A 21,677-nucleotide genomic window follows, 5' to 3' on the forward strand; every position below is an offset into this window, starting at 1 on the left:
CACCAGGACGCGGCCTGACCCGCCCGGCGGACCGTGTACCCAGACGGTCGGTTCGCGTACCCGGAGGGTCGGCCGGCGTACCTGGAGGGTCGGTTCACGGGATCCGGGGCACGCGGCCGGCGAACTCGCGTACCCGGACGGACGACTCGCGTACCGGAACGGACGACACGCGTGCCTGGACGGACGACACGCGTGATCGGAGGGTCGACACGGTGCGGGCGAGAGCGCCGGCGAGCAGGGCCGAGGCGAGGACGAGCGCAGCGAGCCCGGAGCCGCGGTCGAAGGCGAGTTCGCCGAACCGGCCCAGCACGAAGCCGGTGTGCAACGCCCAGGCGACCACGGCCACTCCGGAAGCCGCCGCGGGGGAACAGCGGTAGGCGGAAGCCAGGACCACCGCGCCCAAGGTGACCAGCGCGTACCAGGGATGGCCGGTCGCCCCCGCGAGGTCCGCCACGACCACCGCGGCCACCGACGCCACGCATCCGAACGGGAATCCGAAACCCATCTGCCCAGTCCAGTCCGGCGCACAAGAGCAGGCGTGAGCCAGGACACGTTCCCTACGCCCCGGCCCGGGGATCTTTACGCCCTGTTGACGACTCCCTCGATCGCGTCGGCCAGCTGAGGCCAGACCGCGTGCGGCAGGTTGTGCCCCATTCCCGGGATCACCAGCAGCTCCGCGCCCGGGATCGCCTCCGCCGTCGCCTTGCCGCCGCTCACGTTGATCAGCGGGTCCGCGTCGCCGTGGACGACCAGCGCCGGCAGCCGCACCCCACGCAAACGAGCCGTGCGGTCGCCCGAGGCCACCACCGCCGCCGCGTGGCGGAGCGTCCCGACCGGGTGCCGCGCGCGGTCGTAGTGCAACGTCGCCTTGGCCAGCAGGAACGCCTCGTCGTCCGGGTAGCCGGGGGAGCCGAGCTTCCGGTAGCCGTCGACGCTGTCCACCAGCGCCTGCTCCCGCGTCGTCGCCGGCGGCCGGGTCAGCAACGCCAGCGCCCACGGCTCGGCCTGCCCGACCGCCGGATCGCCGGTGGTCGACATGATCGACGTGACCGAAAGGAGCCGGTCCGGGTGGTCGATGGCCAGCTGCTGCACGATCATCCCGCCCATCGACGCGCCCACGACGTGCGCCCGCTCGATGCCCAGCGCGTCGAACAGCCCCACGGCGTCGTCGGCCATGTCCGAAAGCGTGTACGGCGCACTCGCCAGGTCGCCGGCGGCCAGCGCGGCCAGGTCCGGCGGCGGCAGGTGGTCGAGCCACGTCGAGAGCCCGACGTCCCGGTTGTCGTACCGGACGACGAAGAACCCGCGGCCGGCGAGCAGCTCGCAGAAGCCGTCCTCCCAGGTGATCATCTGGGCACCGAGGCCCATCACCAGTACCAGCGGCGGGGCCGCCGGATCGCCGAAAGTGTCGTACTCGAGCTCGAGACCGTTGGCCTGTGCGCGTGCCATACCCCGATCCTGCCGTACCCGCGCGGACCTGGCACCGGGCCCGCCGGTGCCGTTACCGTTACGCCCCATGCCGACCTCATCCTCAGGCACCGGACAGCGCCCCCGGTCGCGGGCCGCGGCGGGGCTGCCGGCGCTGACCGCCGACAGCATCGTCAGCGCGGCCACCGACCTCACCGCCCAGCGCGGCCTGGACAACTGGACGCTGCGCGAGCTCGCCCGCGCGGTCGAGGCCTACCCGGCGGTGATCTACCACCACGTCGGCGACCGGGACGCGGTGGTGAACGCCGTCGTCGACCGCGTGGTCGGGCTGATCGAGCTGCCGGACGAGCAGCTGCCTTGGCAGGAGTGGTTCACCGAGCTGCTGGCCGGCCTGCGCGCGGTGCTGCGGACCTACCCGGGCTGCGCGCGGCGGCTGGCGCTGTTCGGCCCGTCGGTCAAGGCGGCCACGCGCACCATCGACGCGGGCATCACCGTGCTGCTCGCCGCCGGGTTCGGCCGGGAAAGCGTGCTGGCCTACAACCTGCTGCTGATGACCGCGTGCCAGTTCGTCGCGATGGAGGACGACCGCGACGGCGCGCTCGCCCTGCGGCTCGACAACACCGAGGAGTACGCCACCTACCGCGAACGGTCGGACCTGCCCGGCATGGCCGAGCTGGGCGCGGCGATGCACGACCTGATGGGTGACCCGGACCTCGCGTCGGGCTACTACGCCCAGCTCTACGACTACGCCGTGCGCCGCTGCCTCGACGGTCTCGCCCACCGGCTGGACGAACTTCGCAAACCGGACATCTCGGGTTGACAGTGACTTGACAGTGCCTCGGCGTACCGTGAGCGTGCGTCGGTGGTTCGCCCACTGACCCGGAGCCCCTGGCGCCCTCCTCCCCCTCGTGGCGCCGGGGGCTTCGGTCTACCCGGAGTCGCCCTGCCGGGGTGACGGCGGGCCGGTGCGCGACGGCTCGGCCTGGATGGCCGGGAAGACCTCCCCGACCAGCGTGACCAGCGACTTCGACAGCAGCAGGTGCACCTGGTCGCGGGTCAGGGCCCCGCGCACCAGCCACTCCCGGCCCGCCGACTTCACCATCCCACCGAACGCGCGCACCAGCGCGTTCAGTTCCGGGCCGTGCTCGCTCTCCCGCGACAGCCCGACGGCCTCCAGCACGCGGTCGGCCGATTCGCGGTCGGCTTCTTCGAGGATGCGCTCCACCTCGAGGTCGCGACCGATGCCCTCGGGTGCGATCGCGGCCAGCCACATCCGCTCCTGGCTGGTGACCATGTCGAGGAACCAGTTGATGGCGACGTCGGCCCGCAGCTCGAGCGGCCCGTCGGGGAGGATCTCGACGGCCAGCCGCGGCACGGTCAGCGCGCGCCGGATGATTTCGAGGTACAGCTCGCGTTTCGTGCCGAAGTAGTGGTTGATCAGCCCTCGCGCGACGCCGGCCGCCGCGGCTATGTCCGAAGTGGACACTGCGGAATACGGGCGCTCACCGAAGAGCCGCGCCGCACAGGCGTAGATCTGTTCCTTCCGTTCGTCCGGTTCCAGTCTTCGCCATCTCGGCGCCGGCTCGGTGTTCATGGGCCCATCGTCGCACGGGCGGTTGCGCCGGGCAGGGTAGTCGGACGGGCTCCCACGATCGGGGCACGCTCAGTCCGGCAGCGTGATCGGCGCGATGTCCGCGAAGCCGTCACCCGGGCCCGGATTCGCCGGATCGGTGGCCCCGCCGAAGTGGCGCAGCACGCCCCACACGGCGTTCAGCGCGGTCTGGACCGCGCCCTCGGCCCAGCCGGCGGTCCACGAGATGTCGTCGCCCGCCAGGAACAGGCCCCGGTACCGCGCGGGCAGCTCGTCCTGCACGAAGTGCGTGAACAGCCGCCGCTGGTAGCGGTAGTGGCCGGGCAGGTTCGCCTTGAACGCGCCCATGAAGTGCGGTTCGGCCTCCCACGACACGGTCACCGGGTCGCCGATGATGTGCCGGCGGACGTCGACGCCGGGGTAGATCTCGCGCAGCGACTGCAGCATCACCTCGACGCGTTCGGACACCGACAGCGGCAGCCACTTCAGCGAGTCGTCGGCCCACGTGTAGGACAGGCAGATCACCGCGGGCTTGGCGGGGTCGTCGCCGAGCAGGTAGGTGCCGCGGGGCATCCGGTCGGTGAGCGTCATGCTCATCGCGTCGCGGCCGGTGGCCGGGTCGCCGTCCAGCCAGAACGGCCGGTCCACCGGCACGAACACCTTCGACGACGCCATGTAGTGCGTGCGCTCGATCGCCGTCCAGTGGTCGATCGGGAAGAGCGCTTCGTCGCACTCGATGTTCGACAGCAGCATCCAGCTCTGCGCGGTGAACACCGCCGCCGGGTACGTCCGGATGTGGCCTTCCGTGTCGGTCACGGTGATGTTGCCGGGTGCCGTGCGGTGCAGCCGGGCGACGCCGGGCTGCGGCCGTCCGCCGTGCAACGTGCTCAGGCTGGTGCCGGCCGGCCAGAAAACGATTTCCTCCGGGGTGTGTTCCCACAGCCGCAGCGGGAGCTGCCTGCTGCCGCCGACGATGCTGCGGTGCTCGTCGTCGGCGCCGGTGTAGACCACGCGCAGGATCTCCAGGATGGAGTTCGGGAAATCGGTGTCCCAGCCACCGGTGCCGAAGCCGACCTGGCCGAAGATTTCGCGGTGGCGGAAGGAGGCGAACGCGGGTGAGTCGCAGAGGAACCCGTAGAACGTCTGGTTGTCCAGCTGGGGGACGAGTTCGTTCCACAGCCGCTTGATCGTCTTCGCGTCGCGGTCGCGGATCGCCGTCTGCATCTCGGCGAAGCAGGCGTGCTCGGCCAGCGTCCGGTCCCAGGCCGCGGCGACCTCGCGGAAGACGGCGGGCAGGTCCTCGGGCGTGCGCGCGTAGTGGCTCTGTCCCTTGAGGTCGACGACGGTGCTCGGCGTCCCCGGGGCCAGGGGGTTGGGGAAGGGCGTGGTTTCCAGCCCGACCTTGTCGATGTAGTGGAACAGCGCGGTGGACGCGGGCGGGAAGCGCATCGCGCCCATCTCGGCGACGACGTCGTCCGGGCAGCCGGGGAACCGCACGGTCCGCAGCCGGCCGCCGATTTCGGCGATCTCGTACACCACCGGCCGCAGGCCCAGCTTCATCAGCTCGTACGCGGTGACGATGCCGGAGAGGCCGCCGCCGATCACGGCGACCTCGGTGCCGTGCCACTCGGCGGGGAGCTTCCCCAGTCCGGCGGGGTGGGCGAGGTGGTCGTCGTAGGCGAACGGGAAGTCCGGGCCGAACATCGTGATCGGGCGGCCCGCCGGTTCGTCGTGGTGGATCGCGGTCGGGACGGCGGAGGTCATGCGGTGGTTCCCCGGTACAGTTCGGGCCGTCGGTCGGCCAGGTGGGTGTTTTCCAGGCGGGACGCGACCAGTGCGTCCCGCGTGACGTCGGCGGTGATCACTCCGGGCCCGGCGCCGGCGCGGGCGAGCACCTCGCCGGTGGGGGCGACGACGCAGGACCGCCCGCAGTACGTCAGCTCCTGCTCGGTGTCGCAGCGGTTCGCGTAGGCGACGAACAGCTGGCTTTCGTAGGCGCGTGCGGGCACCAGCGTGTCGGCGACCAGTTCGTACGGGCTCATCAGCGCGGTCGGCACGACCAGCAGTTCGGTGCCGGCCAGCGCGTGCGCGCGGACCAGCTCGGGGAACTCGACGTCGTAGCAGATGAGCAGCCCGACCCGGAGGCCGCCGAGGTCGGCCTGCACGACCGGCTCGTCGCCGGGGGTGAACCAGGCCTTGTCGAGGTCGCCGAAGAGGTGCGTCTTGCGGTAGTTGGCGAGCCGCCGTCCGGTGGCGTCGATCAGCTGGACGCTGTTGTGGACGTGCTCGCCGTCGGTTTCCGGGTAGCCGTAGGCGAGCGCGGTGCCGGTTCGCCGGGCCCAGGCGGACAGCCGGGCCGCGGTGGGGCCGTCGGCGGGTTCGGCGAGCTGGTGCGTGCGCGCGCCGATGTGGTAGCCGGTGGTGATCATCTCCGCGGTGACGACGAGATCGGCGTCGGGTTCGCGCAGGTCGTCGAGCGGGCCCTGGTGGATCGCGACCCTCACGCCAGCCTCGACTTCCGGATCCCGTAGCCGAAGTAGATCAGCAGGCCGAGGACCATCCAGGCGCCGAAGACGAGCCAGGTGGCGCCGTCGAGGCTGAGCATCATGTACGCGCAGCAGAGCACGCCCAGGATCGGCGTCACCGGCGAGAGCGGGACGCGGAACGTGCGCGGGCGGTCGGGCTGGCGCTTGCGCAGCAGCAGGACGGCCACGTTGACCAGGCCGAACGCGAAGAGCGTCCCGATGCTGGTGGCGTCGGCCAGCTTGCCGAGCGGGATGAAGGCGGCCAGGACGGCGACGAAGGCCGAGACGACCAGGGTGTTGATCCGCGGGGAACCGGTCTTCACGTCCACTTTGGACAGGGCGGCGGGCACCAGGCCGTCGCGGGACATCGCGAACAGGATGCGCGTCTGTCCGTAGAGGACGGTCAGCACGACGCTGGAGATCGCCACGATCGCGCCGACGGCGAGCAGGCCGGCCCAGAACGGGTTGTCCGAGACGACGTCGAGCACGTGCGAGAGCGCGGCTTCCTGGCCGTCGAACTGCTGCCACGGCAGGGCGCCGACGGCGGCCACGGCGACCAGGCAGTACAGCACGGTGACGATGCCGAGGGAGAGCAGGATCGCCCGCGGCAGGTCGCGCTGCGGGTTCTTCGCCTCCTCGCCGGCCGTCGAAGCCGCGTCGAACCCGATGTAGGAGAAGAACAGCTTGGCGCCGCCGGCGCTCAGCCCGGCCAGCCCGAGCGGCAGGAACGGCGTGAAGTTCTTCGCCTGCACCGCGCTGAAGGCGATCGCGCAGAACAGCACCAGCGTGCCGATCTTGACCACGACCATGACCGCGTTGGCCCGTGCGCTCTCCTTGGCCCCGGAGAGCAGCAGGACCATCGCGAGGACGACGACGAGGATGGCGGGCACGTTGACGACCCCGCCGGAGCCGGGCGGCTGGCTCAGCGCGTCCGGGATGGCGAAGCCGAAGGCCAGCCGCAGCAGCTCGTTGAGGTACTGGCCCCAGCCGACGGCGACCGAGGCGACCGAGACACCGTATTCGAGCACCAGGCACCACCCGCAGACCCAGGCGACGAGCTCGCCGAGCGTGGCGTAGGTGTAGGAGTAGGACGAACCGGACAGCGGGATCATCCCGGCGAGCTCGGCGTAGGAGAGCGCCGAGAACAACGCCGTGACGCCGGCGAGCACGAACGAGAGCACCACGGCCGGGCCGGCCACCGGGACGGCCTCGCCGAGCACGACGAAGATGCCGCTGCCCAGCGTCGCGCCGATGCTGAGCATGGTGAGCTGCCCGAGGCCGAGCGACCGCTTCAACGTGCCATGATCACCTTCGGCGACCAGGTCGGCGACCGGTTTCCGCCGCACCGTCGCGGCTCGCAAAGTCATGCCGACGACGGTAACGGTCGTCTCCGGAGCGCAAAACAGGAGAACGTTGCGCGTACAGATGAATCACAGGTGATTCATTGCACAAGTGCGTGAGATCATGGCGATTCGTTCCGAACCGCATTTCGGGTGTCGGATCGCGGGGGAGCCGTTCGTGGAGGGGGTGAGCGGCCGCCGCGAGGGCGCCGCCGGACCCGCAGGGGGAAGAAAAATGGCCGTCGCCCGCCGCATGTACGACCTGGTCGAGCCGATCGGCCTGGTGCCCTACTTCGCCGACGAGTCCGACGAGGCCCTGATGGCGCTGGGCCTGCGCAACCCGTGGGACGCCTACTTCGCCGGCCGCGCCGCGCCCTTCGGCCGGTCGGTCCCGGCCGAGGTGGTCCACGCGGTCTTCTACAACTTCGCGCCCGGCGAAGTGGCCCGGCACATCCCACGGGTGTGGGAACTGACCACGCCGGAAGCGGCGCTGGCGGCCCGCGAGCGGGGGTGCGTCGCGGGGATGCGGCGGATCCTGGGCGAGCTCGCCGACGACCCGCGCGTCGGACGCGCGGCCGACGGGCTGCTGAAGGCTGCGACCAGCGCCCCGGCCGGGGGACGTCCGCTCTACGCGGCGTTGCGCACGGTTCCGGTGCCGGACGAGCCGGTGGCCCGGCTGTGGCACGCGGCCACCCTGCTGCGCGAGCACCGCGGGGACGGCCACACGGTCGCGCTGCTGGCCGAGGGCATCGGCGGGACGGAGGCGCACGTGCTGCACGCCCTGTCCATCGACCTGCCCGCGGAGAAGTTCGGCCGGGTCTGGCACCTCCCGGCGGCCCAGCTGGCCGCGGTCATCGACGGGATGCGGGCGCGCGGATTGGTCGGGTCCGACGGCTGGCTGACGTCCGACGGCCGGGCCGCGAAGGAGCGGGTCGAGTCGCTCACGGACCAGCTCGCGGAGGCTCCTTACGCTGCCCTGGCTCCCGCCGAGCTGGAGGGTCTCATCACCGACCTCGAGCCGATCTCGGCCAAGTTCCGCGCAACCTTCCCCATGTGACCGCCGCTCACCGGTGATTGCCGAGTCATCACTCGTGATTGAAGGGTCGACACGCGTGATTGAACGGTCGACACGCGTGTGGAGTTGCCCCGTGGGGCCGGACACCTTGATTCCAGACAGTGGTCTGGAGGGAGGATGTCCTGGTGTCTCGCAGGTCGAAGTATCCGGAGCAGTTCCGTCGTGACGCGGTCGAGCTGGTCAACTCCAGTGATCGGCCGTTGCGGCAGATCGCCCGGGAGCTGGGAGTCAACCACGAGACCTTGCGGTCGTGGGTGAACATGGCCAAGCAGGCCACCGAAGCCGGGCCGCCGGCAGAGGACCCGGCCGAGGCCCAGGAGCTGCAGCGATTGCGTAAACGGGTCGCTGAGCTGGAGAAAGAGAAGGAGATCCTGCGGAAAGCGGCCGCCTATTTTGCGCGCGAGATGGATCGATGATCTACCGCTACCGGTTCATCTCCGAACACCGCACCACCTTCGGTGTGAAGGGTTGTGCCAGGTCCTGGGGCTGCGCCGGCAGGGCTTTCACGAGTGGGTCGCCGCCGAGGAGGCCCGGTCCGCCCGGGCGGAGGCCGAGGCCGGGCTGGTGCGGGTGATCACCCAGATCCATGCCGAGCACCGGGGTGCCTACGGCGTCCCGCGGATCACCGCCGAACTGCACCGCCGCGGGATCGTGGTGAATCACAAGCGGGTGGAGCGGCTGATGCGCGAACACGGGCTGGCCGGGATCACCCGCCGCAAACGCCGAGCGTTGACCCGCCCTGCGGCCGGCCCAACCGCTGCGGTGGCCGATCTGATCCGCCGCGACTTCACCGCATCCGCGCCCGGGCAACGCATGGTCGGGGATATCACCTGCCTGCCCACCTTCGAAGGCTGGCTCTACCTGGCCACCGTCATCGACCTGCACACCCGCGAAATCGTCGGCCACGCCATGGCTGAGCACATGCGCACCACCCTGGTCTGCGACGCCATCGACCTCGCCACCGCTCGCGGCCTCATCGACCCCGATGCGGTGTTTCATTCCGACCGCGGCGTCCAGTACACCTCCGGCCAGTTCCGGGCCGCGCTGGCCGAGCATCGGATCCGGCCGTCGGTCGGGCGGGTCGGGTCCTGCTACGACAACGCCGTCGCCGAAGCCTTCTTCGCCACGTTGAAGACCGAGATCGGCACCACGATCTGGCGGACCCGGGCTCACGCCCGCCAAGACGTGTTCACCTGGCTGCGCTACTACAACCACCACCGGCTGCACTCCACCATCGGCCACCACACCCCAGCCGAAACCCGCACCAACTACCGTCAGGCCCTCGCTGCCTGAAAACTCCGTGTCCGCCCCACCGGGGCAACTCCACGTGATTGGGAGGTCGACACGACCCACCGTCGTGTTGACCTCCCAATCACGTGAGTTGACCTCCCAATCACGTGAGTTGACCTCCTGATCACGCGAGTTGACCTCCCAATCACGGGTCGGCGGGGGTGGCGGGGAGGAGAAGGGTGAACGTGGGCGGCTCGGGGCGGCTGAGCCGGAGGCGGCCGCCCTCGGCTTCGGCCAGCCCGCGGGCCAGCCTGAGGCCGATGCCGTGGCCGCTCGGCGTGGTCGCGAACGGGTCCGTCTCGCCCAGGTCCGGGCCTTCGTCCGTCACGTCGATCGCGAGCGCGTCACCGGCGTCACGGGCCACCACCGTGACCGTCCCGCGGCCGTGCGTGGCCGCGTTGTCCAGCAACACCCCCAGCACCTGCCGGACCGCCGCGGCCGCCACCCGCGCCGGGGGCGGCTCCTCGCAGCGGATCCGCAGCTCGCGCCCCGACGGCCCGAGCAGGGCCTCACCCGCCTGCCGGACCTCCTCGAGCAGCGCGTCGAGGTCCAGCTCGGCCCGTGGGGCCCGGCGCTCCCGCCCCAGCGCCAGGAGGTCCTCGATGGTGCGCTCCAGCCGGTCCGTGGACGCGATCCCGGCGCGGATCGCCGCGTACGGGTCCGCCGACGGGGTCTCCAGCGCGGCTTCGAGCTGCAAGCGCAGCCCGGTCAGCGGGGTCCGCAGCTGGTGGGACGCCTCCGCGGAGAACGCCCGCTCGCGCTCCAGCGTCGAGCCGATCCGGGCCGCGGTGGTGTCCAGGGTCTCGCCGACCTGGTCGATCTCCGGGATGCCCGCGCGCGGCGAGCGGGCGGTGAAGTCGCCCTCGCCGAGCCGTCCGGCCGCCGCGGCGAGCTCCTCCAGCGGCCGGACCAGCCGCTTCGTGAACCGCCGGGCCAGCAGCCAGCTCGCCCCGGTCGTCGCGACCGCGAGCCCGGCCATGCCGAGCCAGGTCAGGATGATCCGCATCCGCAGCTGGGACAGCGGCAGCGCGGCGCGGACCACGCCGGTCACCCGGGAGCCGCTGACCACCGGCACCGCCAGCGCCAGTTCGTCGCCTTCGCGGCCGATGACGACGTCCTCCGTGGCCGTCGCCGCCTGGCGCTCGACCGAGCCGCCGACGGCGGGCCCGTGCCCGGCGAGCAGCCGCCCGTCCGGGAGGTAGATCGCGACCTCGGCTTCGGCTTCGTCCTTCTCGGGCAGCGGCAGGTCGGGGGACAGGCCGGCGTTCAGCTCGTGTGACACGGCGAGCGCGGCGGTGTCCGCGGCCCGTTCCAGGTCGCCCTTGGCGTTCTCGTGGTAGTACTGCCACACCGCGAAGCCCAGCGGCAGCGCGAACAGCAGGGTCGCGACCAGGGCGGCCAGCACCGTCAGCGAGGTGATCCGGCGGCGCACGGCTACCCTTCGGCCGCGGTACGGGCCGGGTCCTCCAGCCGGTAGCCGTGCCCGCGCAGGGTGGCGATCCGCGGCACCTCCGCACCGGGCCCGGCGGCCGCCGACAGCTTCCGGCGCACCGCCGCGATGTGCACGTCCAGCGTCTTCGTCGAGCCGTACCAGTGCGCGTCCCAGACCTCGGACATCAGCGTCTCGCGGCTGACCGCGACGCCGGGCTGCTCGGCGAGCCGGGCCAGCAGGTCGAACTCCTTGGCCCGCAGCACCACCTCGCGCCCGCCCAGGATGGCGCGGCGGCCGGCGATGTCGACGGTCAGCCCGCCGACGGTGACCGGCGGCCGGGCCCCGGCCGGCGCGCCGCGCCGCAGGTGCGCCCGCACCCTGGCCAGCAGCTCGCCCAGCCGGATCGGCTTGGTGAGGTAGTCGTCGGCGCCGGCGTCGAGGCCGACGACGACGTCCATCTCCTCCTGCCGCGCGGTGAGGATCACCAGCACCGCCGCGGGCAGCGCGGCCCGCAGGCGGCGGCAGACCTCGACGCCGTCGAGGTCGGGCAGGCCCAGGTCGAGCAGCACGAGGTCGAAGTCGCCGGACTCGGCGGCCTGCAGGGCGGTCCGCCCGTCGCGGCTCCAGCACACCTGGTGACCGTGCAGCCCGAGGGTCGATTCGAGCACGCTGCCGATCGCCGCGTCGTCTTCCACCACCAGCAGGTTCGGCATGCCGGAAGCCTAACCAACCGGACGCCGGAATCCGGACCTCTGTGGCCTATTCCGCCCGCGTTGCGAGGCCGATCTGCGATATCCGCACCGAAGCGGCGGTCAGAGCTTCGGTGAACGCAGCGACTTCGCTCGGGCCGAACCGGCTGCTCGGCCCGGTGATCGCGAGGGCGGCCAGCAGCCGCCCGTCGCCGTCGTGCACCGGCGCGGCGACGCTGGAGGCGCCCGGCTCCGGCTCGCCGTGGCTCACCGCGGCGCCTTCGGCGCCGTCGAGGACGCGCCCGGCGGCCCCGAAGCCGAGCGGCAGCTCGTCGCCGACCCGGCCGACGTGCCGGATGGCCAGCGGTCCTTCCTGCTGGGCCACGCAGACCAGCACGGAGGTGCTGCGGACGTAGAGGTTCACCGTCTCCCGGCACTCGGCGGCCAGCTCGCGCAGCACCTGGCGGACCGGCTCGGGCAGCTGCCACGCGGTGTTCGCCAGCTGCGCCCACCGCAGCATGCCGGGCCCGACGGTGATCCGCCCGTCCGGGCGCGTCCAGAGCAGGCCGCGCTGTTCGCAGGTGGCGACCAGCCGCAGCACGGTCGTCTTCGCCAGCCCGCTGGCCGTGGTGAGGTCCTTGACCGCCCAGGTCCGGCGGTGTTCGGTGAAGAGGGCGAGCAGGTCGAACGCGCGCAGCACGCTCCGGACCGAACCGTCGTCGTCGGTCTTCATGCGCGACCCCCCCGTCCGCCTGACGGACCCAGCGTAGGCGCCAGGTGGACCGGATCAGGCCACGAATCGCTCGAACGCCGCAACGGTCTCCGCGAGCACGTCTCCGCCGGGCCGGGCCCACAGCTGCGCGTTGAACACCTCGACCTCGATCGGCCCGGTGTAGCCCGCCGCCTCGACCGCCGCCCGCAGGTGGCGGTGGTCGATCGGACCGTCGCCCGGCAACGCGCGCCCGAGCAGCGGGTCCGGCAGCGGCACCAGGACGTCGCAGACGTGGAACCCGGCGATCCGCCCGGCGGCCGCGGCGATCGACGCCTCGATCCGCGGGTCCCACCAGACGTGGAACTCGTCCACGACCACCCCGACCTGCTCGGCCGGGTGCTCCACCGCGATCGCCAGCGCCTGCTCCACAGTGGACAGCACCGACCGCTCCGCGCACTGCACCGGGTGCAGCGGTTCCAGGCCGAGCCGCACCCCGCGCTCCCCGGCGTAGGGCGCCAGCTCGCCCACGGCGTCGGCGACCCGCTGCCGGGACGCGGCGAGGTCGTTGCCGGCGATCCCGCCGACGACCAGCACCAGCACGCCGGCGCCGAGCGCGGCCGCTTCGTCGATCGCCTCGCGGGTCTGCGCCACACCGTCCACAGGGGAGCCTTCCGGCGTCACGCCGGTGAAGAACCCACCGCGGCACAGCGACGAAACCCGCACGCCGTGCTCTTCGAGCAGCCGGGCGGCCTCGTCGACGCCGGTCTCGGCGACCTTGTCGCGCCACAGGCCGATCCAGCCGACGCCCGCCTCGGCGCAGCCGGCCACCGCTTCGGGCAGCGACCAGGACTTCGTGGTGATCTGGTTGAGGCTCAGCCGCGGGTCCATCACACGACCCCCGCGACCCGCAGCAACGGCCGCATCCGGGCCTCGGCCAGGTCGGGATCGGCCAGCACGCCTGCCTCGTCGGCCAGCCGCAGCAGGGTGGCGAGGTGGGTGATCGTGCGCGCGGACTCCTGCCCGGCGATCATCCGGAAGTGGTCCTGGTGACCGTTGAGGTGGGCCAGGAACACGACGCCGGTCTTGTAGTGCCGGGTCGGCGCGCGGAAGATCTCGCGGGACAGCGGCACGGTCGGGTCGAGCAGGGCGCGGAACCCGGCCTCGTCGCCCTCGTCGAGGCGGGTCAGCGCGGCCGCGGCGACCGGGGCGAGCGGGTCGAAGATGCCGAGCAGGGCTTCGCTGTGGCCGCGTGCGTCCCCGGCGATCAGCTCGGGGTAGTGGAAGTCGTCACCGGTGTAGCAGGCGACGCCGTCCGGGAGCGCCCGGCGGAATTCGACCTCGACCCGGGCGTCGAGCACGGAAACCTTCACCCCGGCGATCGTGCTCGCGTGTTCGGTGCACAGCGCGGCCAGTTCGCGGGCGGCGGCGCGCACGTCGTCGTGGCCCCAGTAACCGGCCAGCGCCGGGTCGAACTGCTCGCCCAGCCAGTGCAGCAGGACCGGCCCGCCCGCTCCGGACAGCAGCTTCCCGTAGGCCGCGTGGTAGTCGTCCGGGCCCGTCGCCGCCGCGGCCAGCGCCCGGCTGGCCATCACGACCGGGACCGCGCCCGCCCCGGCGACCAGGTCGAGCTGCTCGCGCCAGGCGTCCACAATGGACGCGACGGTGGCCGGTCCCGGCGGCAGCTGGTCGGTGCCGACCCCGGCGCACCAGCGCCGTCCGGCCGCGATCGAACCGGTGCGGGTCACCAGCTCTCGGGTGGCCGCCCAGTCGAGGCCCATCCCGCGCTGCGCGGTGTCCATCGCCTCCGCGACGCCGAGCCCGCACGACCAGAGGTGCTCGCGGAAGGCCAGCGTGGTGTCCCAATCCACCGCGTAGGGCTCGTCGGCCAGCGCGTCCGCGACGACGTGCGCGGCGGCGTAGGCGACGCGCGACGACGGTGGCGTGTTCGGGGGTGCGGGTGGCCGTGGTCCGGACGGCGACCAGTTCAGCAGCTCGCCGCCGGGAGCCGGGAGCACCAGCATCGCAGACCTCCGGAGGAGTCAGAAAGCGCTTTCTCAGGCCACGGTAGGGCCTGCGCCGCGCCCGCGGCAAGGCCCGTCCGGGGTCAGCGCTTGGGCCGTCCGGTGCTTTCCCGCAGGACCACTTCGCCGGAGAGCCGCACCGTCCGCGGCCGGGTGCCCGCGGCGCCCTTGATCGCCAGGTCCATCGCGCGTTCGCCGAGTTCCTCCAGCGGCAGCCGCACCGTGGTCAGCGCCGGGGCCAGGTCACGGACCACCGGGATGTCGTCGAAGCCGGCCACCGAAATGTCGCCGGGCACGGACAGGCCCTCCTCGCGCAACGCCGTCAGCGCGCCGATCGCCATCACGTCGGTGACGGCGAACAGGCAGGTCGGCAGCTTGCGCCGGCGCCCGGCGAGCAGCCGTTTCGTCGCCTCGTAACCGCCGTCGCGGCTGAACGCGGCCTCGACGACGTCCTCTTCGTGCAGCTCGATGCCGTGCGCGGCGAGCTCGCCGGTGAACCCGGCCAGCCGGTCGATCACGGTGCTCAGCTGCCGCGGCCCGGCCAGCACGGCGAACCGCTTGTGGCCGAGGCCGACGAGTTCCTTGGCCAGCGCCGCGGCGCCGCCCTTGTTGTCCGGCTGCACGGTGTCGATCTTGAGGCCGCGGTGCCTGCTGACCGCGGCGACCTGGCCGCCGCCGCGGCGGTAGGGCTCCAGTTCGGCGGCCATCGCGCGTTCCCACGCCCGGTCTTCGAACGCCGAGCCGATGAGCAGGATGGCCGCGGCGCGCTGGGCCCGCAGGGTCGAGACGTAGGCGACTTCGCGGTCCGGGTCGCGGAACGTGCCGGCCAGCATGACGAGCAAGCCGTTGTCGGTGGCCACCCGCATCACCCCGCCCGCGATGGCGGCGAAGTACGGGTCGCTGACGTCGTGGCAGATCACGCCGACCGTGCGGTGGGTGCCACCGGCGAGGGCCTGCGCGTGCGCGTTGGGGGCGTAGGCCAGTTCGGCCGCCGCGGCGGACACCCGCTCCCGCAGGTCGGCGCGGACGGACGCGGTGCCGTTGAGCACCCGCGACGCCGTCGCGAGCGAGACGTTCGCGCTGCGTGCCACGTCTTCGAGTGTCACGTGCGGCCGGGCCTTCATGGCTGGCTCCTCCAAGAGTCGGTCTCGAGTGTCTCGGCGTGCTCGGTCGGTGCAATCTACTGGGAGGGGGGTGTGCCGGGAGAAGCCGCTGCTCGGGGGACCTCCCCCGAACGAGTGAAAACGGCGGGGAAGATCGTGCGTCGCGGGTTTGTTGGAAACCAGGAGAACTCTCAAGTGGTGAGCCCGCCACTGACGAAGTCCGAGAAAGGAACCCGCATGCTGTTCGGTGACGAGCACGTCCGCCGCTACGAGGAGACCGATGGCGAGGTCGGCCACGAGTGGAAGGAAGGCGTCCCCACTTTGGTCTTGACCACCACGGGCCGCAAGACGGGTCAGGAGCGCAAGTTCGCCCTGATCTACCAGGAGGTCGACGGCAACCCGGTGATCGTGGCCTCCAAGGGCGGCGCGCCGAACCACCCCGGCTGGTACTTCAACCTCGTCGAGCACCCCGAGGTCGGCGTGCAGGTCAAGGCGGACAAGTTCTCCGCGCGTGCCCGCACGGCCGTCGGCGAGGAGCGCGCGAAGCTGTGGGAAAAGCTCGCCGCCGTCTGGCCGGACTACAACGAGTACGCGAAGAAGACCGACCGTGAGATCCCGGTCGTCGTGCTCGAGCGGCTCTGAAAATCCCGCTGTGATCTGCGCCGCGTTCGGCGCGGGCGTGGGCCGATCCGGCCGGTCGTGGGCTACGAATGACAGTCATGGACCGCTGGACCGCCCTGGACACCGAAGGTGAGCTGCTCACCCGACGCCAGATGATCGCCTACGGCCGGCGCTTCGCCCGCGCCGGCCGTGGCGCCTGGTACAGCTTCGCGATCGAGGTGGTCTGGCAGCTGCTCGTGCAGACCACCCGGTTCCGCGTCCGGGGTGCGCGCCACATCCCGAAGTCCGGCGGTGTGCTGGTGGCGTCGAACCACCTGTCGTTCGCCGACCCGACGACGCTCACGGCGTTCTGCCTCGAGGCCGGCCGCGTGCCGCGGTACCTGGCGAAGGCTTCGCTGTGGAAGCTGCCGGTGGTCGGGCGCGTGATGCGTTCGGGTCGCCACATCCCGGTCTACCGCGGCGCGGCGACGGCCGCGGAGGCCTACCGCGACCTGGTCTCGTCGGTGCGGGCGGGCGAATGCGTCGCGATCTTCCCGGAGGGCACGTTCTCGACGGACCCCGACGGCTGGCCGATGCGCGGCAAGACCGGCGTGGTGCGGGCGGCGCTGGAGACCGGGGCGCCGGTGATCCCGGTCGCCAACTGGGGGACCCACCACCTGCTGCCGTCGACGGCGAAGCTCCCGCGCGTGCTGCCGCGCAAGACGGTGGAGCTGGTGGCCGGCCCGCCGGTCGACCTGTCGGACCTGGCCGGCCGCGAGCTGACCCGCGCGGTGCTGGAGGAGGCGACGGCCCGGATCATGGCCGCGATCACCGAGCTGCTGGTGTCGATCCGGGGCGAGCGGCCGTCGGTGGCCGCCTGATTTTGTCGGTGGTGGGTGAGAACCTGCCGGCATGACGATTTCCGGGTTTCCCCCGAGCGGCGTCGGTTGGTTGGCCGCCGGGGAGGGCGGCGGTCGGCGAGCCGCTGGGAGGGTGTGGCGCGGGAGCGACCTTCGGAGGCGGCTCTGCCTGCCGCTTGGCCGATGGCAGGAGCGGCGCTCGCGGCGGCTCCCAGTGCCTTGGTCGCGCCATCGGCAAGGCGGCCCCTCCACCGCCGCGGGCGGGCGGCCACACCGCCTGAAGTCGCCGGTCTCGGCGGCCGTGGGCTTGCCGCGCGTGAGGCCCGGGTCACCCCGCCGCCCACCGCGTGGAAGGGTAGTTTCGAGGCATGAGTGCACAACACTTTGATGTCGTCGTGCTGGGGGCCGGGGTGGGCGGCTACGTCGCGGCGATCCGCGCGTCCCAGCTGGGGCTGAGCGCCGCGGTGGTCGAGGAGAAGTACTGGGGCGGTGTCTGCCTGAACGTCGGGTGCATCCCGTCGAAGGCGCTCCTGCGCAACGCCGAGCTGGCGCACGTCGTCACCCAGGAGGCGAAGGCGTTCGGCATCTCCTCCGACAGCCCGATCAAGGTCGACTACACCGCCGCGTACGAGCGGAGCCGGAAGGTCGCCGACGGGCGCGTCAAGGGCGTGCACTTCCTGATGAAGAAGAACAAGATCACCGAGTTCGACGGGCACGGCACGTTCGTCGACGACCACACCCTCGAGGTCAACGGCGAGCGCATCACGTTCGGCCACTGCGTCATCGCCACCGGCGCGACCACGCGGCTGCTGCCCGGCACCGCGCGCAGTGAGCGGGTCGTCACCTACGAAGAGCAGATCCTCTCGAGCGAGCTGCCGTCGAGCATCGTGATCGCGGGCGCGGGCGCGATCGGTGTCGAGTTCGCCTACGTGCTGCACAACTACGGCGTCGACGTCACGATCGTCGAGTTCCTCGACCGGATGGTGCCGCTGGAGGACGCCGAGGTGTCGGCCGAGCTGGCGCGCCGGTACCGCAAGCTCGGCATCAAGGTGCTGACGTCGACCCGCGTCGAGTCGATCGACGACTCGGGTTCCTCCGTGCGGGTGACAGTGTCCTCGGAGAAGAACGGGCAGCAGGTCCTCGAAGCGGACAAGGTGCTGCAGGCCATCGGCTTCCAGCCGCGCGTCGAGGGCTACGGCCTGGAGAAGACGGGCGTCGCACTGACCGAGCGCGGCGCGATCGCCGTGGACGGCCGCGGCCGCACGAACGTCGAGCACATCTTCGCGATCGGAGACGTGACAGCGAAGCTGATGCTGGCGCACGCGTCGGAGTCGATGGGCGTGGTGGCGGCGGAGACGATCGCCGGCGCCGAGACCATGGAACTCGACTTCCCGATGATCCCGCGCGCGACCTACTGCCAGCCCCAGATCGCCAGCTTCGGCTGGACCGAGGCGCAGGCCCGCGAGAAGGGCTTCGACGTCCAGGTGGCGAAGTTCCCCTTCACGGCCAACGGCAAGGCCCACGGCCTCGGCGACGCGGCCGGCTTCGTGAAGCTGATCAGCGACGCCAAGTACGGCGAGCTGATCGGCGGCCACCTGATCGGCCCGGACGTGACGGAACTGCTGCCGGAGCTGACCCTGGCCCAGCAGTGGGACCTGACGGTGCACGAGGTGGCCCGCAACGTCCACGCCCACCCGACACTGGGCGAGGCCGTGAAGGAAGCGATCCACGGCCTCGCGGGTCACATGATCAACATGTAGGCACGCCGAAGCGGAGCTCCGGTGCGGTCCCAGCGCACCTTCGCCGGGACCGCGCCCATCCGCCGTGGTGTCCGGGCGCGATAACGCAACCGTCCAAGATGGACTTCCCCTGACAGGCCGACGAGCAGGCATCAGGGCGCGCAGGCCCGGGCGCGGCGCATCCTCGCGACGCCGCCGACCGTGTGGCCGGGCACCGGCAGTTCCCGCTCTTGACCTCCAGTGGACTCGAAGTTCCAGGATGGCGGTACACGCCACCCACTGGAGGAAATCCGTGAAAGCCGTTGCGTTCACCGAATTCGGCGGGCCCGAAGTGCTCCGCGTCCTCGAGCTGCCCGAACCCCACGCCGGCCCGGGGGAGGTCCGGGTGCGGGTCAAGGCCGCCGGGGTGCAGCCGTTCGATGCCGCCGTGCGGGCCGGGTGGGAACCGCCGCACCTGGAGCTCGGCTGGCCGCGGGTGCCCGGGAACGAGTTCGCCGGCGTCGTCGACGAAGGCGAACTCCCCGCCGGGACCGAAGTTCTCGGCTTCACCGCCGTGCAGGCCGCCGCCGAGTGCATCGTCGTTCCCGTCACCGATGTCACGCCGAAGCCGCCGGAAATGCCGTGGGAGGTGGCCGGCGGGTTCACCGCCGGCGCGCAGACCGCGTCCATCGCACTGGAACTGCTGAACCCGCGCCACGGCGAGACGCTGCTCGTCCACGGCGCCGCCGGGGCGGTCGGCACCGCGGCCGTCCAGCTCGCACAGCTCCGCGGCGCCCGCGTGGTCGGCACCGCGAGCCAGGCCAACCAGGACTACCTGCGCGAGCTGGGCGCCATCCCCGTCGTCTACGGCGACGGCCTCAAGAGCCGCATCGAAGCCGCCGCGCCGCAGGGGATCGACGCCGTGCTCGACGGGGCCGGTGGGGAGGCACTCGACGTCTCACTCGAACTGGTGAAGGCGCGGGACCGGATCCTCACCCTCGTCGACCACGACCGGGCCGCGGAACTCGGCGTCCTCGTCTCGAAGTCCGGACGCTCGGCCGCGCGGCTCGCCGAACTGGCCGCGCTCTACGCCAAGGGTGACTTGCGGTTCACCGTGCGCCGGGCTTACCCGTACACCGAGGCTGCGGCCGCACATCGGGAAATCGAAACCGGACACGGCCGGGGAAAAATAGTTCTCACGTTTCCTTGAGCACCCGGCCGAGTTCCAGCATGTGGACCCGGCGGCGTTCCCGACTTTGGTCGGTGGAATCCGGCTCGGTCACTCCTTAGATTCTCCCCATTACACCCGGTCGGGTGTCATTCGGTCAGGTGGCCGAGTACCACAGGGAGACATCGATGGTGAGATTCAGCCGGGTCGCCGCGCACGCGGTTCCGCTGACGGTCGGCGCACTGCTGCTGACGACGGGGGTCTCGGCGGCGCAGCCGTCCACCGTGGACGCCGCGGCCGCGCGCACCGAAGCGGGCATCAACGCGCTGCAGAGCATCAAGAAGAGCCTCAGCCCCGCCGAGCGCAAGCAATCGAGCCAGCTGGTCGTCGAGAAGCGGTTGCGGGCCGACCGGTCGCTGGCCGCGAAGCTGCCCGAATACCGCTCCGGCGTCGGCGTCAACACCGCCGGCACCGTCTCCGTCGACATCGCCGCGCAGGGCAACGCCGTCGCGAACGCCGTCAAGGCGGCGGGCGGCACCGTCCGCTACGCCGCGCCGGACGGTGCCGTCCGCGCCGACCTGCCGCTGTCCGCCCTGGACGCGATCGCCGGCCGGGCCGACGTCACCGAGGTCAAGCCCGCCGCGCAGGCCACCACCTGGAGCGAGCAGGGCAACCGCGACTTCCGCAAGGCCGCCCAAGCCGCCGCCGCGCAGGCCGCCGCCACGCAGGTTTCCGAAGGCGACAAGGCGCACGGCGCCGACACCGCCCGGACCACCTACGGCGTCAGCGGTTCCGGCGTGAAGGTCTGCGTGCTCTCCGACGGCGTCGACTCCCTGGCGAAGTCGCAGTCGGCAGGCGAACTGCCCGCGGTGGACGTGCTGTCCGGCCAGAAGGGCAGCGGCGACGAGGGCACCGCGATGCTCGAGATCATCCACGACCTCGCGCCGAACGCCACCCTCGGCTTCGCCACCGCGTTCACCAGCGAGGCCAGCTTCGCCGCGAACATCCGCGCGCTGCGCACCACCGGCAAGTGCCAGATCATCGTCGACGACGTCTCCTACTTCGACGAGTCGCCGTTCCAGGACACGCAGGTCGCGCAGGCGGTCAACGACGTGACCGCGGCCGGCGTGCTCTACTTCTCCTCGGCCGGCAACTCGGGCAACGCGACCGACGGCACCAGCGGCTACTACGAGGGCGACTTCCGGGCCTCGTCGTCGAAGATCAGCGGCGTCACCGGCACCCCGCACGACTTCGACCCGAGCAGCACCACGCAGAACTTCGACGCGCTTTCGGCGGGCTCGCTCGGCCGCCCGGTGACGCTGTTCTGGTCCGACCCGTGGGGCAAGTCCGCCAACGACTACGACCTGTTCATCCTGAACTCCTCGGGCAGCGTCGTGGCCTCCAGCGAGAACGCGCAGTCCGGTTCGCAGAACCCGTACGAGATCGCGTCCGCGCCGTCCAGCGGCTCCGGCTACAAGGTCGCGGTCGTCAAGTACTCCGGCGCCGACCGGTTCATCGCGCTGAACGTGATCCGCGGCCGCTTCGTGGCTTCGGGTTCGCTGAAGGCGTTCAGCACCAACGGTGTCACGAACGGCCACTCGGCCGCGGCCAACGCGTTCAGCGTGGCGGCGGCGCCGGCGGCGGGTGCGTTCGGCCGCCCGCTGGAGACCGGTGACCCGGCGAACCCGGCCGGCCCGTACCCCGGCCTGTACACGGCGTCGAGCAAGTGGGAGCGCTTCTCCTCCGACGGCAAGCGCCGCCTGTTCTACAACGCCGACGGCACGGCGATCACCCCCGGCAACGTCTCCTCGACCGGCGGCACGGTCCGCAACAAGCCGGACATCACCGCGGCCGACGGCGTGGCGACCTCGGTGACCGGCTTCCAGCCGTTCTTCGGGACGTCGGCGGCGGCCCCGCACGCGGCGGCCATCGCGGCGCTGCTGCTGTCGGGCAAGCCGACGGCGACCCCGGCCCAGATCCGCTCGGCCCTGGTGTCGAGCGCGATCGACCTGGGCACGCCCGGCTTCGACACGGTGACCGGCAACGGCGTGATCATGGCCGGCCCGGCGCTCGCCGCGCTGGGCGTGGCGGCGAAGTAACCGACGTTCCGCGTGAAGGGCCCGGC

At 71.9% G+C, this 21,677-nt stretch carries 21 protein-coding genes; 9 read left to right on the forward strand and 12 right to left on the reverse strand.

All coding sequences use genetic code 11. The features are described 5' to 3' along the window. Positions 1–94: 94 nt before the first annotated feature. Positions 95–505, reverse strand: coding sequence for a hypothetical protein (locus ABZX11_RS32505; RefSeq protein ID WP_354920178.1), 411 nt, complete (start codon positions 503–505; stop codon positions 95–97). Positions 506–579: 74 nt separating this feature from the next. Further along, entirely contained in the window at positions 580–1,449 is an 870-nt protein-coding gene (locus ABZX11_RS32510) for an alpha/beta hydrolase (RefSeq protein WP_354920181.1), read from the reverse strand. 67 nt (positions 1,450–1,516) lie between these two features. Here ABZX11_RS32510 and ABZX11_RS32515 point away from each other — a divergent pair, with 67 nt between their 5' ends. Then, positions 1,517–2,248 carry a TetR family transcriptional regulator gene (locus ABZX11_RS32515; RefSeq protein WP_354920184.1) on the forward strand — a complete coding sequence of 244 codons (732 nt, stop codon included), beginning with the start codon at positions 1,517–1,519 and terminating at the stop codon, positions 2,246–2,248. Positions 2,249–2,356: 108 nt separating this feature from the next. Here ABZX11_RS32515 and ABZX11_RS32520 read toward each other — a convergent pair whose 3' ends face one another. The 4 genes from ABZX11_RS32520 to ABZX11_RS32535 form a co-directional block, all read right to left on the reverse strand. Further along, complete coding sequence (locus ABZX11_RS32520; RefSeq protein ID WP_176175666.1) at positions 2,357–3,022, reverse strand: TetR/AcrR family transcriptional regulator; 666 nt, start codon at positions 3,020–3,022, stop codon at positions 2,357–2,359. Between the two features lie 69 nt (positions 3,023–3,091). Continuing rightward, positions 3,092–4,783: an NAD(P)/FAD-dependent oxidoreductase gene (locus ABZX11_RS32525; RefSeq protein WP_354920187.1), complete on the reverse strand. Its 1,692-nt coding sequence runs from the start codon at positions 4,781–4,783 to the stop codon at positions 3,092–3,094. Beyond that, positions 4,780–5,523, reverse strand: coding sequence for a carbon-nitrogen hydrolase family protein (locus ABZX11_RS32530; protein ID WP_176175668.1), 744 nt, complete (start codon positions 5,521–5,523; stop codon positions 4,780–4,782). Before ABZX11_RS32530 ends, ABZX11_RS32525 begins: the two co-directional genes overlap by 4 nt. Beyond that, complete coding sequence (locus tag ABZX11_RS32535; RefSeq protein ID WP_176175669.1) at positions 5,520–6,911, reverse strand: amino acid permease; 1,392 nt, start codon at positions 6,909–6,911, stop codon at positions 5,520–5,522. The genes ABZX11_RS32530 and ABZX11_RS32535 overlap by 4 nt, the downstream gene beginning before the upstream one ends. A gap of 226 nt (positions 6,912–7,137) precedes the next feature. On the opposite strand from ABZX11_RS32535, the gene ABZX11_RS32540 reads away from it, so the two are divergent. The 3 genes from ABZX11_RS32540 to ABZX11_RS32550 all read left to right on the forward strand — a co-directional run bounded on the left by ABZX11_RS32540 (position 7,138) and on the right by ABZX11_RS32550 (position 9,252). Then, a complete protein-coding gene (locus ABZX11_RS32540) occupies positions 7,138–7,941 on the forward strand; it encodes a MarR family transcriptional regulator (protein WP_354920292.1) in 804 nt (267 codons plus the stop codon). 143 nt (positions 7,942–8,084) lie between these two features. Beyond that, entirely contained in the window at positions 8,085–8,375 is a 291-nt protein-coding gene (locus ABZX11_RS32545; RefSeq protein ID WP_354920191.1) for a transposase, read from the forward strand. Beyond that, positions 8,353–9,252 (forward strand): IS3 family transposase, encoded by a 900-nt coding sequence (locus ABZX11_RS32550; RefSeq protein ID WP_354920194.1) that lies wholly within the window; start codon positions 8,353–8,355, stop codon positions 9,250–9,252. Before ABZX11_RS32545 ends, ABZX11_RS32550 begins: the two co-directional genes overlap by 23 nt. A gap of 142 nt (positions 9,253–9,394) precedes the next feature. Here ABZX11_RS32550 and ABZX11_RS32555 read toward each other — a convergent pair whose 3' ends face one another. The 6 genes from ABZX11_RS32555 to ABZX11_RS32580 all read right to left on the reverse strand — a co-directional run bounded on the left by ABZX11_RS32555 (position 9,395) and on the right by ABZX11_RS32580 (position 15,227). Beyond that, on the reverse strand, positions 9,395–10,681 hold the full coding sequence (locus tag ABZX11_RS32555) for a HAMP domain-containing sensor histidine kinase (RefSeq protein WP_354920196.1): 1,287 nt from the start codon (positions 10,679–10,681) through the stop codon (positions 9,395–9,397). Between the two features lie 2 nt (positions 10,682–10,683). Beyond that, positions 10,684–11,394, reverse strand: coding sequence for a response regulator transcription factor (locus tag ABZX11_RS32560; protein WP_176175671.1), 711 nt, complete (start codon positions 11,392–11,394; stop codon positions 10,684–10,686). A gap of 46 nt (positions 11,395–11,440) precedes the next feature. Continuing rightward, positions 11,441–12,103, reverse strand: a complete 663-nt coding sequence (locus ABZX11_RS32565; RefSeq protein WP_354920198.1) for an IclR family transcriptional regulator — start codon at positions 12,101–12,103, stop codon at positions 11,441–11,443. Between the two features lie 54 nt (positions 12,104–12,157). After that, positions 12,158–12,970 (reverse strand): sugar phosphate isomerase/epimerase family protein, encoded by an 813-nt coding sequence (locus ABZX11_RS32570; RefSeq protein ID WP_354920201.1) that lies wholly within the window; start codon positions 12,968–12,970, stop codon positions 12,158–12,160. Further along, positions 12,970–14,103, reverse strand: coding sequence for a DUF993 family protein (locus tag ABZX11_RS32575; protein ID WP_354920204.1), 1,134 nt, complete (start codon positions 14,101–14,103; stop codon positions 12,970–12,972). Before ABZX11_RS32575 ends, ABZX11_RS32570 begins: the two co-directional genes overlap by 1 nt. An 83-nt stretch (positions 14,104–14,186) precedes the next feature. After that, on the reverse strand, positions 14,187–15,227 hold the full coding sequence (locus ABZX11_RS32580; protein ID WP_176175674.1) for a LacI family DNA-binding transcriptional regulator: 1,041 nt from the start codon (positions 15,225–15,227) through the stop codon (positions 14,187–14,189). Between the two features lie 216 nt (positions 15,228–15,443). On the opposite strand from ABZX11_RS32580, the gene ABZX11_RS32585 reads away from it, so the two are divergent. From ABZX11_RS32585 to ABZX11_RS32605, 5 genes are all read left to right on the forward strand, one after another. Further along, positions 15,444–15,848 carry a nitroreductase family deazaflavin-dependent oxidoreductase gene (locus ABZX11_RS32585; RefSeq protein WP_176175675.1) on the forward strand — a complete coding sequence of 135 codons (405 nt, stop codon included), beginning with the start codon at positions 15,444–15,446 and terminating at the stop codon, positions 15,846–15,848. Between the two features lie 68 nt (positions 15,849–15,916). After that, complete coding sequence (locus ABZX11_RS32590; protein ID WP_176175676.1) at positions 15,917–16,687, forward strand: lysophospholipid acyltransferase family protein; 771 nt, start codon at positions 15,917–15,919, stop codon at positions 16,685–16,687. Between the two features lie 347 nt (positions 16,688–17,034). Then, on the forward strand, positions 17,035–18,426 hold the full coding sequence (gene lpdA / locus ABZX11_RS32595) for a dihydrolipoyl dehydrogenase (RefSeq protein ID WP_176175677.1): 1,392 nt from the start codon (positions 17,035–17,037) through the stop codon (positions 18,424–18,426). Between the two features lie 271 nt (positions 18,427–18,697). Next, complete coding sequence (locus ABZX11_RS32600; protein ID WP_354920209.1) at positions 18,698–19,594, forward strand: NADP-dependent oxidoreductase; 897 nt, start codon at positions 18,698–18,700, stop codon at positions 19,592–19,594. A 146-nt stretch (positions 19,595–19,740) separates the two neighbouring features. Then, positions 19,741–21,651, forward strand: coding sequence for a S8 family serine peptidase (locus tag ABZX11_RS32605; protein WP_354920212.1), 1,911 nt, complete (start codon positions 19,741–19,743; stop codon positions 21,649–21,651). Positions 21,652–21,677: the final 26 nt, after the last annotated feature.

The organism is Amycolatopsis sp. NPDC004169, assembly GCF_040610315.1.
Taxonomy (GTDB): domain Bacteria; phylum Actinomycetota; class Actinomycetes; order Mycobacteriales; family Pseudonocardiaceae; genus Amycolatopsis.

Coding starts and splice junctions, on each gene's coding strand:
- ABZX11_RS32540 (WP_354920292.1), top strand. CDS start 7,138: ATGTACGACCTGGTCGAGCCGATCGGCCTGGTGCCCTACTTCGCCGAC.
- ABZX11_RS32580 (WP_176175674.1), bottom strand. CDS start 15,227: ATGAAGGCCCGGCCGCACGTGACACTCGAAGACGTGGCACGCAGCGCG.
- ABZX11_RS32505 (WP_354920178.1), bottom strand. CDS start 505: ATGGGTTTCGGATTCCCGTTCGGATGCGTGGCGTCGGTGGCCGCGGTG.
- ABZX11_RS32535 (WP_176175669.1), bottom strand. CDS start 6,911: ATGACTTTGCGAGCCGCGACGGTGCGGCGGAAACCGGTCGCCGACCTG.
- ABZX11_RS32520 (WP_176175666.1), bottom strand. CDS start 3,022: ATGAACACCGAGCCGGCGCCGAGATGGCGAAGACTGGAACCGGACGAA.
- ABZX11_RS32575 (WP_354920204.1), bottom strand. CDS start 14,103: ATGCTGGTGCTCCCGGCTCCCGGCGGCGAGCTGCTGAACTGGTCGCCG.
- ABZX11_RS32590 (WP_176175676.1), top strand. CDS start 15,917: ATGACAGTCATGGACCGCTGGACCGCCCTGGACACCGAAGGTGAGCTG.
- ABZX11_RS32515 (WP_354920184.1), top strand. CDS start 1,517: ATGCCGACCTCATCCTCAGGCACCGGACAGCGCCCCCGGTCGCGGGCC.
- ABZX11_RS32605 (WP_354920212.1), top strand. CDS start 19,741: ATGGTGAGATTCAGCCGGGTCGCCGCGCACGCGGTTCCGCTGACGGTC.
- ABZX11_RS32585 (WP_176175675.1), top strand. CDS start 15,444: ATGCTGTTCGGTGACGAGCACGTCCGCCGCTACGAGGAGACCGATGGC.
- ABZX11_RS32510 (WP_354920181.1), bottom strand. CDS start 1,449: ATGGCACGCGCACAGGCCAACGGTCTCGAGCTCGAGTACGACACTTTC.
- ABZX11_RS32565 (WP_354920198.1), bottom strand. CDS start 12,103: ATGAAGACCGACGACGACGGTTCGGTCCGGAGCGTGCTGCGCGCGTTC.
- ABZX11_RS32560 (WP_176175671.1), bottom strand. CDS start 11,394: ATGCCGAACCTGCTGGTGGTGGAAGACGACGCGGCGATCGGCAGCGTG.
- lpdA (WP_176175677.1), top strand. CDS start 17,035: ATGAGTGCACAACACTTTGATGTCGTCGTGCTGGGGGCCGGGGTGGGC.
- ABZX11_RS32525 (WP_354920187.1), bottom strand. CDS start 4,783: ATGACCTCCGCCGTCCCGACCGCGATCCACCACGACGAACCGGCGGGC.
- ABZX11_RS32570 (WP_354920201.1), bottom strand. CDS start 12,970: ATGGACCCGCGGCTGAGCCTCAACCAGATCACCACGAAGTCCTGGTCG.